The 15699-nt window shown below is 68.3% G+C and carries 14 protein-coding genes and 1 pseudogene; 6 read left to right on the top strand and 9 right to left on the bottom strand.

Annotated features, from left to right (window positions below):
• The 5 genes and pseudogenes from M3149_RS15510 to M3149_RS15490 form a co-directional block, all read right to left on the bottom strand.
• Positions 1-191, bottom strand: a pseudogene (locus M3149_RS15510) (hypothetical protein); the annotation flags it as partial.
• Positions 192-556: 365 nt separating this feature from the next.
• A complete protein-coding gene (locus tag M3149_RS15505) occupies positions 557-1654 on the bottom strand; it encodes a M14 family metallopeptidase (protein WP_251710445.1) in 1098 nt (365 codons plus the stop codon).
• A complete protein-coding gene (locus M3149_RS15500; RefSeq protein WP_251710444.1) occupies positions 1651-2871 on the bottom strand; it encodes a M20 aminoacylase family protein in 1221 nt (406 codons plus the stop codon). The genes M3149_RS15505 and M3149_RS15500 overlap by 4 nt, the downstream gene beginning before the upstream one ends.
• Positions 2872-2935: 64 nt before the next feature.
• Positions 2936-3460, bottom strand: a complete 525-nt coding sequence (locus M3149_RS15495) for a DUF6882 domain-containing protein (protein ID WP_251710443.1) — start codon at positions 3458-3460, stop codon at positions 2936-2938.
• A 135-nt stretch (positions 3461-3595) separates the two neighbouring features.
• On the bottom strand, positions 3596-4747 hold the full coding sequence (locus M3149_RS15490) for an ABC transporter substrate-binding protein (RefSeq protein WP_251710442.1): 1152 nt from the start codon (positions 4745-4747) through the stop codon (positions 3596-3598).
• A 154-nt stretch (positions 4748-4901) separates the two neighbouring features.
• On the opposite strand from M3149_RS15490, the gene M3149_RS15485 reads away from it, so the two are divergent.
• Genes M3149_RS15485 through M3149_RS15475 form a run of 3 tightly spaced genes read left to right on the top strand, consistent with a single transcriptional unit; the run spans position 4902 to position 8392 of the window.
• Positions 4902-6965: a molybdopterin-containing oxidoreductase family protein gene (locus M3149_RS15485; RefSeq protein ID WP_251710441.1), complete on the top strand. Its 2064-nt coding sequence runs from the start codon at positions 4902-4904 to the stop codon at positions 6963-6965.
• Positions 6965-8035 (top strand): aminopeptidase, encoded by a 1071-nt coding sequence (locus M3149_RS15480; RefSeq protein WP_251710440.1) that lies wholly within the window; start codon positions 6965-6967, stop codon positions 8033-8035. The genes M3149_RS15485 and M3149_RS15480 overlap by 1 nt, the downstream gene beginning before the upstream one ends.
• Positions 8036-8056: 21 nt before the next feature.
• Positions 8057-8392: a polyhydroxyalkanoic acid system family protein gene (locus M3149_RS15475; RefSeq protein WP_251710439.1), complete on the top strand. Its 336-nt coding sequence runs from the start codon at positions 8057-8059 to the stop codon at positions 8390-8392.
• Positions 8393-8490: 98 nt separating this feature from the next.
• Here the strand turns inward: M3149_RS15475 and M3149_RS15470 are convergent, their stop codons facing one another.
• Entirely contained in the window at positions 8491-8745 is a 255-nt protein-coding gene (locus M3149_RS15470; RefSeq protein WP_251710438.1) for an acyl-CoA-binding protein, read from the bottom strand.
• 114 nt (positions 8746-8859) lie between these two features.
• Between M3149_RS15470 and M3149_RS15465 the strand changes: the two genes are divergently transcribed.
• The gene (locus M3149_RS15465; RefSeq protein ID WP_251710437.1) at positions 8860-10350 is read left to right on the top strand and encodes a wax ester/triacylglycerol synthase family O-acyltransferase; all 1491 of its coding nucleotides are present in this window, start codon (positions 8860-8862) and stop codon (positions 10348-10350) included.
• 42 nt (positions 10351-10392) lie between these two features.
• Here M3149_RS15465 and M3149_RS15460 read toward each other — a convergent pair whose 3' ends face one another.
• Complete coding sequence (locus tag M3149_RS15460; RefSeq protein WP_251710436.1) at positions 10393-11181, bottom strand: type III pantothenate kinase; 789 nt, start codon at positions 11179-11181, stop codon at positions 10393-10395.
• 57 nt (positions 11182-11238) lie between these two features.
• Positions 11239-11907 (bottom strand): helix-turn-helix transcriptional regulator, encoded by a 669-nt coding sequence (locus tag M3149_RS15455; RefSeq protein WP_251710435.1) that lies wholly within the window; start codon positions 11905-11907, stop codon positions 11239-11241.
• Positions 11908-12018: 111 nt separating this feature from the next.
• On the opposite strand from M3149_RS15455, the gene M3149_RS15450 reads away from it, so the two are divergent.
• Complete coding sequence (locus M3149_RS15450; RefSeq protein WP_251710434.1) at positions 12019-13326, top strand: sensor histidine kinase; 1308 nt, start codon at positions 12019-12021, stop codon at positions 13324-13326.
• A gap of 4 nt (positions 13327-13330) precedes the next feature.
• Positions 13331-14317, top strand: a complete 987-nt coding sequence (locus M3149_RS15445) for a response regulator (protein WP_251710433.1) — start codon at positions 13331-13333, stop codon at positions 14315-14317.
• Positions 14318-14372: 55 nt separating this feature from the next.
• Here the strand turns inward: M3149_RS15445 and cqsA are convergent, their stop codons facing one another.
• The gene (cqsA, locus tag M3149_RS15440) at positions 14373-15623 is read right to left on the bottom strand and encodes an alpha-hydroxyketone-type quorum-sensing autoinducer synthase (RefSeq protein WP_251710432.1); all 1251 of its coding nucleotides are present in this window, start codon (positions 15621-15623) and stop codon (positions 14373-14375) included.
• Positions 15624-15699 lie beyond the last annotated feature (76 nt).

Below are 15699 nucleotides of genomic sequence, written 5' to 3'. Positions count from 1 at the left end.
TGGGCCAACAGGCCGTGATACGACCCGGTGGACTCCATGGCGATGAGTGCATAGGCTGGTATCTGCGCAAGCCAGTTCGAGATGCTTGCAGCGTCGTTGGCAATGCAGTGCACTCGTCGCTGATCGCTTGTGGCAATGACGAGTTCGGCTTTGGACACGTCCACGCCGATGAACAAGCTGGGTTCTTGCATGGCTACACCTCCGATTGGACAATTTGCCGTGTCGGGGTGCAGCCCACCAACCACGTTGGCTTGCCTTCAGATCGGTGGTCGTTTCACCATTCGGTGCAGCGCCACTCAGTTCCTGATCGACGTTGGGAGGTGGGGCGGGAGAAATCTCAAAACTGTCGGTCCGCTGCCGCGGCCGAAGGCGGAATGAGTCCCTCCACCCCGACGCCTCGAACATACAAGCGGAGCGGGCGCAGCCCGCGCAGCGAGTTATGCCGTGGGCCACGCAGACGAGCACCGCAGCGGACCCCGAAGGGGCAGCGCAGTGAAGCCCCCGGCCACACAGCCCAAGCCCTCGGCCCGCCACAAATACAGGCGAGACGAAGGACTCAGGACGACAACCCGTCAACAGCCTGAAACAGCGACTGCCGCGCCTGACTCACGATCTGACCGCGCCACACGTCGGTGTCGGTGTAGAAGGCGTCCTTCAGGCGCTGCTTGATCTGCGCCTGCAGTTCGGCCGGCGCGTCGGGGTGCTGGTGCAGCCAGTGGTCGCCGCGCAGGGCGCCGATGACTTCGGGAATGGGCACCGTGCCGTATTCCATGGCGATGCCGGTGTACTCGGCCTGCGGGCATTCGGCGTAGACCGAGGCCCACATCATCCCCGTGAGCCGGGCTGAGGTGGACGAGCCGTCGTAGATGCTGGTGACCGGGGTGTCACCGTTGCCGTCCCACCAGGCGCGCGCGCGGGCCAGGGCCTGCGCGTCGTCGCGGCAGGCGCAGATGCGCTCGCCCAGGCCGCTGGGGCCCAAACCGGTGTGCAGGTCGATCCAGGCGATGCGCCTTGCGGCCTGCGCGTGGTCGCGCAGCACCTGGCGAAGCGTGGTGTTGTTCCAGGTGGGCGCGGTGCCGCCGAAGAACATGCCGTCGGCGAATCGATGTTGGCCGACGGTGATGGCGGCCTGAAAGGCGGTCATGCCATTCCTGGCGATCCAGGCCTGCACGGCGGCTTCGTTGTCGGCCGTGGGGGGCCATTCGGGCGGCAGGAGCAGCGGGTGCAACTCGGCATAGGCCTCGTTCACCGGCAGCGGTTGCGAGAAGTCCTGGAAGTTGCGGTTCAGGTCCACGTTCTCGTGCGTGACGCGGCGCAGCCACGAAAAGCCGTGCGGGTTGAGCGCATGGATGTAGAGCACGGCCACGCCCGCATCGCGCGCCTTGGCGCGCCACTCGGCGTCGTGCGCGGCGAACACCTGAACACCCGAGCCACAGAAACCCTCGGCACCGTGGCAGGCGCTGCTCACGATGAGCAGCTTGTCGGCATCCGCGGGGCCATCGAGCGCGAGATCCATCGCCAGCGTCTCGCCTTCGCGGCCCTTGAGCGGGTGCTCGTGGCTGCGAATGGCCATGCCGGCGGTGGCGGCGGCTTCGAGGAACTTGATGCGGGCCTGGGCGTAGGTCGGGGAGAAGGCGTCTTGAACCGCGATCACGCCGCACCCCCGGCGCGGCGCGGCTGGCCCAGCCATTTTTCGGCCAGGCGCACCCAGTAGGTGGCGCCCAGCGGGATCAGGTCGTCGTTGAAGTCGTAGCTCGGGTTGTGCAGCATGCACGGGCCGTCGCCATGGCCGGTCTCGCGGTGGCTGCCGTCGCCGTTGGCGATGAACAGGTAGCAACCCGGACGCTCCTGCAGCATGTAGGCAAAGTCTTCCGCGCCCATGGTGGGCTCCTGCGGCACCACGCGCTCGGGGCCGACGATCTCGGCCAGCACCTCGCGCGCAAACGCCGTCTCCTCGGGGTGGTTCACGGTGGGCGGGTAGTTGCGGTTGAACTGGAACTCGCAGGTGGTTTCGTAAGCCGCGCAGGTGTGCTCGGCGATCTCCTTCATGCGGCGCTCGATCAGGTCGAGCACCTCATAGGTGAAGGTGCGCACGGTGCCGCGCAATTCCGCGTGATCGGGAACCACGTTGTTCGCCTCGCCGGTGTGGATCATGGTGACCGAGATCACGCCCGCGTCCACCGGCTTCTTGTTGCGCGTGATGATGGTCTGAAAGCCCATCACCATCTGGCAGGCCACGGGCACCGGGTCGATGCCGTTGTGCGGCAGCGCGGCGTGCGCGCCCTTGCCGCGGATGGTGATGACGAAATCGTTGCTCGACGCCATCACCGGACCCGCGCTGGCCGCGAAGCTGCCGGTGGGCAGGCCGGGCCAGTTGTGCATGCCGAACACGGCCTCCATGGGGAACTGCTTGAACAGGCCGTCCTTGATCATCTCGCGTGCGCCGCCGCCACCTTCTTCGGCCGGCTGGAAGATCAGGTAGACGGTGCCGTCGAAGTTGCGGTGCTTGGCGAAGTGCTGGGCCGCGGCCAGCAGCATGGCGGTATGGCCGTCATGGCCGCAGGCGTGCATCTTGCCGGCGTGCTTGCTGGCGTGTTCGAAGTGGTTGTGCTCCTGCATCGGCAAGGCATCCATGTCGGCGCGCAGGCCGATGGCGCGCCCACAGGCGCCGCCGTCGCGGCCGTGCACGATGCCCACCACGCCGGTGGTGCCCATGCCGCGGTGCACGGGAATGCCCCACTCGGTGAGCTTGGCGGCCACCACGTCGGCGGTGCGCACCTCTTCAAAACAGAGTTCGGGATGGGCGTGGATGTCGCGGCGCACGGCAGCGATGCCGGCAGCCTGCGTGACGATGGAATCGATGAGTTTCATGTCCGGTCTCCGAAACCGGGCATGGTATCGGGTCAAGCCCCGTGCATGGGCTCCTTTGGTGACATCACCTTGTCGGGCGAAGGTCTGTGAACACCCAATAGCGATAGCGCTGGCCATCCACGCTGGGCTGTCGGTACATGGCCTTCCCTTGCAGCAGGAAAAAGGTGACGGCGGTCATGTCCTGTGCGTCCAGGGTGTCGCCCCGCCAGCTCTTGCGGCTCAATGACTTGAACCCCCGTGCGGCGCCAAGATCACGGACCGCCTCGAGGCGCTGGCTCAAGTGACTCGGCACGTCCCCGTCGGCCCAACCCCAAAGCCAGCGGCTGGTGGCTTTCGAGTACACGCCCACGTACACCACGCTGCCGACCAGACCGGGCACGCCGTTGCTGGACAGCGCGATCTCCCCGCGCTCGAAATCCAGGTCGTAGCGCTCAAAGCTCTCCGCCTTGTGCTCTTCGATGAACACCCGCTGGGCCTCGCGCAGTTCGGCACGACTGCGCTCGAGCAGATGCTCCCAGGTGGGCTCGGCCCCTGGGACGATGGGATGCACCAACAAGCCGAGGGCACCGAGCCAGGCACGACTACTCATACAAAGCACCTCAATTGGCTCATTCAAAGAGGCATAAGGTACTCAAAAATGAACCGAACAGGTCCACGGGGCCGTCCAGCGGTGGTGCTGTCGCGACCAACAAGCCAGGCGACCGTTTCGGAGCGCCTCCAGGCCTCAACGCCGGATGCGGCCGTCCTCGGTCAGCAGGGTCAGTTCGACGAACTTCGAGCCGGTGTGCTTGTTGGGGCCGAAGTCGAGCGGGAAGCCACCCATGTCCATGTTGCGCAGGGTCTGCACCGCGTTGATGAAGCCCTCGCGGGTGACCCCGCGGCCGGCGCGGTTGAGCGCCTCGGTGAACACCTTGGCGGCCACGAAGCCCTCAATGCCGGAGTAGTTGGGCGCGCGCCCTTGCTTGGCGCGCACCGCGGCCAGGTATTCGCCCGAGATGGGTGACACCGGGCTGTAGGGGAAGGGCATCACCTGACTCACCGCCACGCCGCGTGCGTCCTTGCCGAGTTCATCCAGCAGGGCTTGCGTGCCCACGAACGACACGTTGTAGAGGTTGCCGGCGAAACCCGCCTTGCGCGACTCGCGGATGAAGGCGGCGCAGGACTTGTAGGCGCTGATCTGCACGATGGCCTCGGGACGACCGGCCATGATGGACTTGATGGATTCGGCCACGTCGACCGTGTTGCGCTCGACCGTGCCGAGGGAAGCCGGCTCGAGATTGAGTTCCTTGAGCGCGCGCGTGACGCCCTCCAGACCGGCCTTGCCGTAGGCATCGTTCTGGTAGAAGACCGAGATGCGCTTGATGCCCACCTGCGTGAGCTGGCGCACGATGGCCGCGGTCTCGTCGAAGTACGACGCCCGCACGTGGATGGCATAGCGGTTGAACGGGGTGCGCAGCACCTCGGCGCCGGTGAACGGCGCGAAGAAGGGCACCTTGGCCTCGGTGGCCAGGGGCAAGGCCACCACGCTGGTGGGCGTGCCGATGTAGCCGAATAGCGCGAACACGCCGTCACCGATGAACTGTCTGGTGTTGGCCGCGCACTTGTCCGGCTCGTAGCCGTCGTCCAAGCGGCGCAACTCGACGCGGCGGCCCTGCACGCCGCCCTTGGCGTTGAGCTGTTCGAAGAAGAGTTGCGCGCCCAGGTGGAACTGCAGGCCAAGCTGCTCGGCCGCCCCGCTGAAGGGCGCCGACTGGCCCAATACGATGGTGGTGTCGGTCAGGCCGGCCACCTGCGCGGCTGCGCGTCCGGGCAAGAGGGCAAGGCCGGGCAGCGCAGCGGCAGCGCCGGCGGCGCGCAGGATGTGTCGACGTCGCATGTAGGGTCCTCCAGGGGCTGGTCGTTCGTGGGACAGCAATACTTGGTAAGGGTATAAACACCCAGACACATGAAAGCGCGCCATCCGCTGAGCGGTGTGCTGCGCGGGGCAGGCGCGCCTGCCTATGATCCGCACGCAACACCCACGCCGTCACATGACCGAAGCCACCACTGTCGTTCGCGGGGCGTGCCCGCATGATTGCCCCGACACCTGCGCCCTGCTCACCACGGTCGAGGGCGGCCGTGCGATCAAGGTGCAGGGCAACCCGGCACACGCCCACACCGATGGTGTGCTGTGCACCAAGGTGTCGCGCTACGCCGAGCGCACCCACCACGCCGAGCGCGTGCTCACGCCGCTGCGGCGCACCGGCCCCAAGGGCAATGGGCGTTTCGAGCCGATCGGCTGGGATGCCGCGCTTGACGAGATCGCCGCCCGCCTGACGGCGATCGCCGCGCGCGACCCGCAGGCCATCCTGCCGTACAGCTATGCCGGCACCATGGGCCTGGTGCAGAGCGAGGGCATGGCCGCGCGCTTCTTCCACCGCCTGGGCGCCTCGCTGCTGGACCGCACCATCTGCGCCGCTGCCGGCGGCGAGGGCTTCGTCCAGACCCTGGGTGGCAAGGTCGGGATGAAGGTGGAACACTTCGCCGAAGCCCGGCTGATCCTGATCTGGGGCAGCAACAGCATCGGCAGCAACCTGCACTTCTGGAAGCTCGCGCAGCAAGCCAAGCGCGACGGTGCGCGGCTGGTCTGCATCGACCCGCGGCGCACCGAAACAGCCGACAAGTGCCACGAACACATCGCGCTCAAGCCCGGCACCGACGCCGCGCTGGCGCTGGCGCTGATGCACGAACTCATCGTGCACGACTGGCTCGACCACGACTACATCGCGCGCCACACGCTGGGCTGGGAAGGCCTGCGTGAGCGCGCCCTGCAGTGGTCACCCGAACGCGCCGCCGCCGTCTGTGGCGTGCCGGTACAGCAGATCGTCGATCTGGCGCACGCCTATGGCACCACGAAGCCGGCTGCCATCCGCCTGAACTACGGCATGCAGCGCGTGCGAGGCGGTGGCAATGCGGCGCGTGCCGTGGCCTGTCTGCCGGCGCTGGTGGGGGCGTGGCGGCACCGCGCGGGCGGCGTGCTGCTGTCGTCCTCGGGCCAGTTCCCCGTGCGCCGCGAGGCGCTGTACCGGCCCGACCTGCTCGCCGGGCGCTCGCCGCGCACCCTCAACATGAGCACCATCGGCGATGACCTGCTGCGCGAGGCCTCACCCGCCTTCGGACCGAAGGTCGAGGCGCTCATCGTCTACAACAGCAACCCGGTGGCGGTGGCGCCGGAATCGGGCAAGGTGGCCCGTGGCTTTGCGCGCGAGGACCTGTTCACCGTGGTGCTGGAACACTTCCTGACCGACACCGCCGACCACGCCGACATCGTGCTGCCCGCCACCACGCAGCTCGAGCACTGGGACATCCACACCAGCTACGGCCACACCGACGTGCTGCTCAACCGCCCGGCCATCGCACCGCTCGGCCAGGCGCGCAGCAACGCCGACATCTTCCGCGCACTCGCCGCGCGCATGGGTTTCAACGAGCCCTGTTTCGCCGAAGACGACCTCACGCTGTGCCGCACCGCCTTCGGCGACCGGGTCGATTTCCAGCGCTTGCTCGACACCGGCTGGGCCTCGCTGGCGGTGCCCGAGGCGCCGTTTGCCAACGGGGATTTCCCCACCCCCTCGGGCAAGTGCGAGTTCCACAGCGAGCGCCTGGCGGCCCAGGGGCTCGACCCGCTGCCCGATCACCTGCCGAACGCCGAACCCGGCGGCACCCACCCCGACTACCCGCTGGCCATGATCTCGCCGCCGGCGCGCAACTTCCTCAACAGCAGCTTCGTCAACGTGCAGAGCCTGCGCGACATCGAGGGCCGGCCGCTGCTGGAGATCCACGCCGACGACGCCGCGGTGCGCGGCATCGACAGCGGCCAGATGGTGCGCGTGTTCAACGAGCGCGGCGAATACCGCTGTGTGGCCGAAGTGTCCCCGCGCGCGCGCCCTGGCGTGGTCAACGGCCTGGGCATCTGGTGGCGCAAGCTCGGGCCCTTCGGCACCAACGTGAACGAGGTGACGAGCCAGCGCCTGACCGACCTGGGCCGCGGGCCCACGTTCTACGACTGTCACGTACAGGTGGCGCCCCTGGTCGACGCGGCGGAGGCAGCTGCCTGATGCGCCGCGCGGCGCTGGTGCTGCTGCTCGTGGCGGCCGTGCTGGCCGCCGGCTGCGCGCGCACCAGCGGCCCGGGCTACTACTGGCAGTCGCTCACCGGCCACGCCGACCTGATGTGGCGCGCCCGCCCGGTGGCCGACTGGCTGGCCGACCCGGCCACGCCCGAGGCGCTGCGCCAGCGGCTCGAACTCGCGCAGCGCGTGCGCGCCTTCGCGGCCAGCGAACTCGGCCTGCCCGACAACGCCAGCTACCGCCGTTACGCCGACCTCGGCCGCCGCGCCGCGGTCTACAACGTGGTGGCCGCGCCACCGCTGTCGCTGGAGCTCAAGACCTGGTGCTTCCCGGTGGCTGGCTGCGTGGGTTACCGCGGCTACTACCGCGAGGCCGACGCGCGCGCCTTCGCCGACAGCCTCGGCAGCGATCTGGAGGTGGCCGTCTACCCGGTCCCCGCCTATTCCACGCTGGGCTGGATGAACTGGGTCGGCGGCGACCCGCTGCTCAACACCTTCATCCACTACCCCGAAGGCGAGCTCGCGCGGTTGGTGTTCCACGAACTGGCGCACCAGGTCGTCTACGTCAAGGACGACACCGCGTTCAACGAATCCTTCGCCACCGCGGTCGAGCGCATCGGCGTGCAGCGCTGGCTGGCCACGGCATCGACGCCTGCGGCGCGTGCCGAGTACGCCGCCTTCGACCAGCGCCGCACCGCCTTTCGCGAGCTCACGCGCGCGGTGCGTGGGCGGCTGCAGGCCGTTTATGCCGACCCGACGCTCGACGAGGACGCCAAGCGCGCGCGCAAGCAGGCGGTGATGGACGACTTCCGCCGCGAGTACGCCGCACTCAAGGCCTTCTGGGGCGGCTTTTCAGCCTTCGATGCCTGGGTGGCGCGCGCCAACAACGCGCTGCTGGGCGCCCAGGGCGCCTACGACCGCTTCGTGCCCGCGTTCGAGGCCCTGTACGAACGCGAGGGGCGCGACTTCGCCCGCTTCTATGATGCGGTGCGCGGTTTGGCCGAATTGCCCAGACCCGAACGTCACGCCGCGCTGCAGGCCCTGGCGCCGACCCGCTGAACCCACGAGGAGACCCACCGCATGGCCGACATCCACATCGAACGCGAACACAGCCTTGGCCTGGCGGCGGCGCGCAAGATCGCCTGGGAATGGGCTGAGCAGGCCGAGAACGAGTTCGACTTGAGCTGCACCTACGAAGAGGGCAAGCAGGCCGACGAGGTGGAGTTCACGCGCTCGGGTGTCAGCGGGTGTCTGCACGTCACGGCCGATCGCTTCGTGCTCGACGCGAAGCTGGGCTTCCTGCTGGGCGCCTTCAAGGAGCGCATCGAGGCGGAGATCGTGAAGAACCTCGACACGCTGCTGGCGGCGAAGAAGCCCGCCGCCAAAAAAACAGCCGCCAAAAAGAAAACCACCTGAGCGTGCCCGGGTGGTCCATCGAGGGTGCCGCGGAACCGGCTTTGCCGGGCCGCAGGCGCCGCCCCTTGAGGGGTCGCGCGCAGCGCGGCGGGGTGGGCTTAAGACAGACTTTCGATCAGATCGATGTACTGCTGCATCGCGTCGTCGGACGAGGTGCCCTTGAAGCCGTTCCAGGCGTCCCACTTGGCGCGGCCCACCATGTCGCCAAAACCCGGCTTCTTCTCGCTGTTGTCGCCCGCGGTGGCCTGCTTGTAGAGGCCGTAGATCTTGAGCAGCGTGCTGTTGTCGGGGCGCTCGGCGAGCTTCTTGGAATTCGCAACGGCCGCTTCGAATCGGGCTTTGAGATCGGACATGGGGTCTCCTGAGGGGATGGGCGCTCAAGGGTGGCGCGGACGGGATGGCGGTTTGTCCCGGTATCTTACGGAGCCGGGCCTTCGCACAATAGAGAACCCACCCGAGGAGACAACATGGATCACCGCGTCGCCGCCGTCACGCAGGCGCTGAGCACCGCGATCGGCCTGGAAGGCGAGCGCATGAGCAAGGTCGACACGGCCTGGCTGCGCATGGACTCGCCCTCGAACCTGATGATGATCGTGGGGATATGGATCCTGCAGCCGGCGCTCTCGCGGGACGCGCTGGCTGAGCGCATCACCGAGCGGCTGCTGCGCTACCGGCGCTTTCGCCAGATCGCGCGGGAAGACGCCGCTGGCGCCGCCTGGGTGGACGATCCCGATTTCGACCTTGCACGCCACCTGGGCACCCACCGCCTCAAGCGCGCCCGGGGCCAGAGCGCGCAGGAAGCGCTGCAAGCGCGGGTGGCCGCGCTCGCCATGCAGCCGCTGGACCACGCGCACCCGCTGTGGCGCTTCGAACTCATCGAGCAATACGAAGGCGGCTCGGCGCTGATCGCGCGCATCCACCACTGCATTGGCGATGGCATCGCGCTCATCAGCGTGATGATGAGCCTGGTCGACGGCGGCGCGCCACCGCCACAGCGCAGCCGGGCCAAGCCGGCGCGTGAGGGCGTTGCGGGCGCGGAGGACTGGGTCGCCGACACGCTGATCCGCCCATTGGGCGACCTCACCGCGCGCGCGCTGGAGGTGGCCGGTGGCGGCGCGGCAAAGTCGCTCGCGCTGGTGGCCGCGCCACAGCAGGCGTTCACCGGCACGGTGGACCAGGCACTGGACATCGCGCGCCTGGGCGGCCAGCTCGCCAGCGACGCTGCGGCGCTCGCGCTCATGCCCGACGACTCGAAGACGCGCCTGAAGGGCATGCCCGGCGCGGTGAAGAAGGTCGCGTGGTGCCAGCCGATCCCGCTCGACGCGGTGAAGGCGGTCGGCAAGGCCTTCAACGCCTCGGTCAACGATGTGCTGCTCTCCTGCGTGGCCGGCGCCATCGGCCACTACCTGCGCGGCCTGGGCGACAACACCGAGGGCCAGGAGATCCGCGCCATGGTGCCGATCAACCTGCGCCCGCTGGAGGACGCCTGGAAACTGGGCAACCGCTTCGGCCTGGTGCCGCTGCTGCTGCCGATCGGCATCACCAACCCGGTGGAGCGGCTCTACGCGGTGCGTGCGCGCATGAACGAACTCAAGGGCAGCCTGCAGCCCTTGCTGGCGTTCGGCGTGCTGAGCCTGGCCGGCCTGCTCATCAAGCCCGCGCAGGACGCGCTGCTCAGCCTGTTCGGGCGCAAGACCACCGCGGTGATGACCAACGTGCCCGGGCCCGCGAAAAAGCTGCAGGTGTGTGGCAGCACGCTGGAGCAGACCATGTTCTGGGTGCCGCAGACCGGCAACGTGGGGTTGGGCGTGTCGGTGCTGAGCTACGGCGGTGGCGTGCAGTTCGGCGTCATCGCCGACACCGCGCTGTGCCCCGAGCCGCAGGCCATCATCGACGGCTTCACGCCGGCCTTCAACCAGCTGCTGGCCGTTACGCTGATGCTGCCCTGGGGGGAATAGCGCCCCCACGCTGCGCCTTGGTGCAGCCGGGCGGCGGATCGCCTAGGCTTCGCGCTCGGGCAGCGTGAGCTTCAGGCGCGTGCTCGCAATGTGCAGCAGGCCGTCGAAGATCAGGCTCTCCACCAGCTCGACCTCGGTCGACATCGATGGCGCCATCTTCCAGCCAGCCCCACCGGTCATGTAGACCACGGGCGCTTCGCCGCAATGGCGACGCAGGTTCTCCACCATGCGCTGCACCGCGCCGGCGATGGCAAAGGTACCGCCGCTGGTGAGCGCGTCGCTGGTGTTGGTGGGAAAGTCGCGCACCTCGCCGGTGGGCACGTGCAGGCCCGCGGTGCCTGATTCGAGCGCGCGCAGCATGATGCCGTGGCCGGGCAGGATGATGCCGCCCAGGAACCTGCCTTGTGAGTCGATGGCTTCGACCGTGACGGCCGTGCCCACCATCACCACCACGCAGGGGCGCGCCGGGCCGTGGGCAAGGAGGCGCTGGCGCGCGCCGATCATGGCGACCCAGCGGTCGGAGCCGAGCCGTGCGGGGTGGTCGTAACCATTGACCAGCCCGCCTTCGGCGTTGCTGGAGACCACCCATTGCGGGGTCACATCCCAGAGTTCGAGCTGCTCCTCGACGCGGCGCTTGACCGCGTCGCCGGCCACCACGCAGCCCAGCACCCAGCGCGGGGTGGGCAGGCGGCTCCAGTCACCCTCTTCCAGCGACTCGATGTTCTCGAGGAACTGCGCGCCATGCGCGATCAGCCGGGCGCCCACGCGCGGCTCTTCATACAGCGCCCATTTGAGGCGCGTGTTGCCGACGTCGAGGGCAAGAAGCGACATGGGGCGCGATTATGACGAACGCACCGCTTCGGGGCGCCCCGCGCGTCAGCCGGGGCCTCAGATCAGGCCGATCCAGCAGGCACGCTGCACCGCAGCGAGCTTGTTGTCCGTCTGCAGCTTGGCCATGGCGTTGGCCAGGTGGTAATTCACCGTGCGCTCGGAGACCTCCATGCGGGTGGCGGTCTCGCGGGCGGTCAGGCCCTCGAAGGCCAGGTTCAGGCTCTCCAGTTCCCGCGGGCTCAGGGCCACGCGCTGCTCGGCCAGCGCCCGCTTGAGCATCGGCCACACGTTGAAGGCCGACCACGCCAGCGCCGCCGCCTCCGAGCGGCTGGCGAAGGCGCGCGGGCTGAGCAGGAAACATTCGAACGCCCGCCCGGCAGGCAAGGGAAACGCCACGCGCACCAGGCTCTGGTGACCATGCGCGAGGAAAAGACGGCGCCAGCGGCTGCCTTGGTCGGCGGCGGACTTGGCGATGTCCTGCCAGGCCACCAGCGGCGCGTCGCTCTCGCGCCAGCTCGAACCGAAGTCGCGGCTCTCGGCCAGCGCTGCGGCGGCACCCAGCACGCGCGGCGGGTGCACTGCAAGCACCTCGCGCTTCTCGCGCGGTCCCAGGGGGTCGGGACCCAGCACCACCAGCGCATCGACGCCCTGCTCGCGCAGAGCGCAAAGCCAGTCCGCGAGGATGCTGTCGACCCCGACACTGTCAAAGTTGACAGGTAGGGTCATGCGCGCCGGGCCCCATCAGGGCGCAGAATGCGCGCAACCCGCCTGGCCCGTGGCCTGGCGGTTTCGCGCGCTTGTGAACAGGAGAGCATGTTGCGGCTGGACCGGTTGCAATTGAAAAACACGCTGACGCGCTGGCGCCAATGGTGGCACGACGACGTGGTCGATGCACCGTTCGAGCCCATTTTGCACCCATCCTCGCAACGCCTGTTGTGGATCGGTGTGTTCACGTTCGCCGGTCACATGCTTTTCTATTGGATGTGGGCCCACGCACTGCCCCAGCCCCATGAGAACCTGTTGGCGCGGCTGTTCATGGCACTCACGGCCCTGATCTACCTGATGCCCGGCCTTCGGCGCGACCCGACCTCGGCATCCAGCGGCCGGTGGTTCACGCTGGCCACCTGGATCCAGCTGCCCTGGTTCTTCACCTGGATGTACGGCATGAACGGGGGCAACCCGGTGTGGCTCGGCAGCTTCGTGGCCATGGTGCTCATTTACTACCACGCCACCGACTGGCGCATCGCCACGCTCGGTCTGATCACCGGCGGAGGCGCCGGGCTGATGACCAGTCACCTGCTCGGGGGCGTGGCGCATGGGCCGCAGCAGCCGCTGGCCAATCTGGTGGTGATCGGCTTCGCCTGGTCCATGGGCCTGATGCTCGGTCTCTCCAGCGCCAACCTGCGGCGCGCAAGGCTGATCAACACCCTGTCCACCATGGGCGTCATGGCACACGAGTTGCGTACCCCGCTGGCCACGGTGAACCTCATGGGCGACGTGCTGCGCAACCTGTCGCAAAACGATGTGGGCGATGCCAAGCGCAAGAAGTTCGAGGAACTCGCCACCCGGCTGCAGAACCTGGTGCGCAGCATGAACCGCCAGATCGACACCCAGATATCCAACGCGCAACTGCTTCGCCTGCCGCGCGAGAACCTGCCGATCCAGGCCGCCGAGCTGGTGCATGAGGTGGTGGCCAACTACCCCTACCGCAGCTCGCGCGAGCGCGATTGCGTGCGCGTGCAGGTGCAACAGGATTTCTGCTTCACCGGTTCACGCGCCATGTTCGCCCAGGTCATCACCAACCTGCTCAAGAACGCGCTGCACGCGCTGGCCTCGGCCAGCAACGCGCCGCAGCCCGGCGACCTGCGCGTGGATGTCGGCGTCCACCACGGCAAGGGGCGCATCGCGGTCTCGGATGATGGCATCGGCATCTCGCACGAGCTGCAGTCGCGCATCTTCGAACCCTTCTATTCCACCCAGGCGGGTGCCGGCAACGGGCTGGGTCTGACCTTCTGCAAGAACGTGGTCGAGGCCGCGCACGGCCGCATCAGCGTGCACTCCGAGCCCGGCCTGGGTGCCGTCTTCATGATCGACCTTCCCCTGTCCACCACCGGATCGCCAGCGCGGCCCGCCCCGACCGCTTGACGCCATGGCCCTGACCCTTTCCCTGTTCCAGCGCCCGGGCGCCGTGCTGTTCCTCGACGACGACCCTGACTACCTCGAGATGCTTGGCATGGTGGTGCCCGGGCAGACCCAGGTCGAGCTCTACTCACGCCCTTCGGGCTTTCTGGCGCGCATGCAGGCCGAACCCGCGCACTGGGAGACCGACGCCGCCCTGCAGGTCCAGATGATCGACCGTTGGCGCCAGGGCCAGGCGCTGATACCGCAGGTGCTGCACTACTGGGCATCACGCCCCGAGCGCTATCGGCTGGCGAAGATCTGCGTCGTGGACTACGCCATGCCCGGCACCGACGGGCTCACCGTGCTCAACACCCTGCTCGACTGGCCGGGCTCGCGCGTGCTGCTCACCGGCCAGGCCGACGAGCAGATCGCCATCCAGGCCTTCAACAACGGCCTGATCGACCAGTTCGTGCCCAAGCAGGCGACCGACATCACGCGCCACCTGCTCGGCGTGCTGCGCCGCCTGGCCCAGGCGCCCCACCCGCGCCTGAACACGCTGTGGCGCGGCGTGCTTCGCCCGCAACAGCTCTCGCTGCTGCAGATTCCATCGGTGGCGCAATGGCTGCGCGACTACACACACCACCACTGGGTGGAGTACGTGGTGGTGGGCGAACCCTTTGGCCTGCTCGGGCTGGACGCTGCCGGCACCGCGCACTGGCTGCAGCTGGAGCCCACCGCGAGCCTGGGCGACCTGGCCGAGCTGGCGGCCTCCGCGGCGCTGGGCATGGACGTGGTGCAGGCGGTGCGCGACGGGCGCCGCCTGGCGGCGGTGGAGCTGCACCAGCAACTGGCGCTGCGCGGGCCGGTGCGCACCGCCCCGGCCAACCCCATCGGTGAAGACGGCCTTCTGATGGCGGCCAGCTTCCCCATCGCGGCCAACGAACTGCCGCAACCGATCTACGCGTACCAGCACTTCCTGCAGGCCGAGAACCACCGAACCGTGCAGGACCACTGAAGCGTAGAACGCCGGCAGGTGCCGGCGTTCCATCGCGATGCTGCGCGTGCCAGATTCAGGCCGCGACCGCCTCCGCGCCCACCCGACCACGGCGCGCGATCGGCCAGTCCCAGGGTTGCACGATGGGCGCCACCTCGGCCAGCACGGCCTCGATGTGATCAAGCTCGGCATCGGTGAGCGCCGCACTCAGCGTCAGTCGCACTATGGCGCGGTTGCGGCTGGTGGCCGGGGCGCAGAAGATGGCGCCGAACACCCCGCGCTTTTCCAGCTCGTCGCGCAGCTGCATGGTGGTGAACTCCAGGCCCGCCTCCAGCGCGATGATCTGCTCGCTGCCCTGGTGAATCGGATAGCCGAGTTCGGTGATGCGCTCGCGCAGGCGGCGCGTGATCTGGAACAGCCGCTCGCGCTGCGCATCGGCGCGCTGCAACACGTCCACCGTGGCGCGCAGGCCCGCCACCTCGTGGGGCAGCAGGCAGGAGCTGAAGATGTTCGGAAAACTCGAACTCAGCACGTAGTAGCGCATGCTGGCGGGCATGGTGAAGAAACCCGCGCGCCCGGCCATGGCCTTGGCCAGGCTGGCGGTGATGAAGTGCACGCGGTTGGTCAGCCCGAGCTCGGCGCACAGGCCGGCGCCGCGCGGGCCGTGCGTACCCAGCGAGTGCGACTCGTCCACCAGGATCATGGCGCCGTGTTTTTCCACCACCTCCACCATCTCGCGCAGCGGGCACAGCGCACCGGTGGTGCTGTAGACCGAATCGACCACCACCACGCCCGGGCCCTTGCGCGCCAGGGTGCGATCAAGGTGGTCCGGGTCGTTGTGGCGGAACATGTGGGCCGGTGCCCGCGCCGCGTGCGCGCCCTCCCACAGCGAGGTGTGGGCCATGCCGTCCAGGTACACGGGCGTGTCGGGGTTGGCGATGCACTGCAGCAACCCGACGTTGGCCGAGTAGCCAGACTGGCAGACCAGCGCATCCTCCTTTCCAACCCAGTCAGCAAGCGCTTGCTCCAGTGCGCGCGACGGGTGCTGCTGCAACAGGAAAACGCCCGACTGCACCACGAACTCGGTGCTGCGGGTCAGTGCCGAGATCTGCGCCGACACGATGTCGGGGTGGCCCGTCACGCTGAGGTAGTCGTTGCCGTCCAGGCGCACGGCGTCCGGCCCTGGCTGGCTGCCGTGCAGCACGAAGCGGCCGCCCCACTGCCCCTCCCAGCGCGGCTTGAAGTCGCGCTCGAGCCGGGCGAGCACGGCAGGGTGAATGGCGGGCTCTTTGGCTGCCGCGCGTTCCAACGTTCCCAACGATGTCATGGAGTTCTCCTAGAAGGCCAGAGAACCCCATTAAAAAAATGAATGTGTGACGGATCGCACAAACCCTGTCAGAGTT

The organism is Hydrogenophaga intermedia, assembly GCF_023715105.1.
GTDB lineage: Bacteria > Pseudomonadota > Gammaproteobacteria > Burkholderiales > Burkholderiaceae_C > Hydrogenophaga > Hydrogenophaga intermedia_A.
Note: the sequence above shows the minus strand (reverse complement) of the source record. Positions and strands in the feature narration are given on the sequence as shown.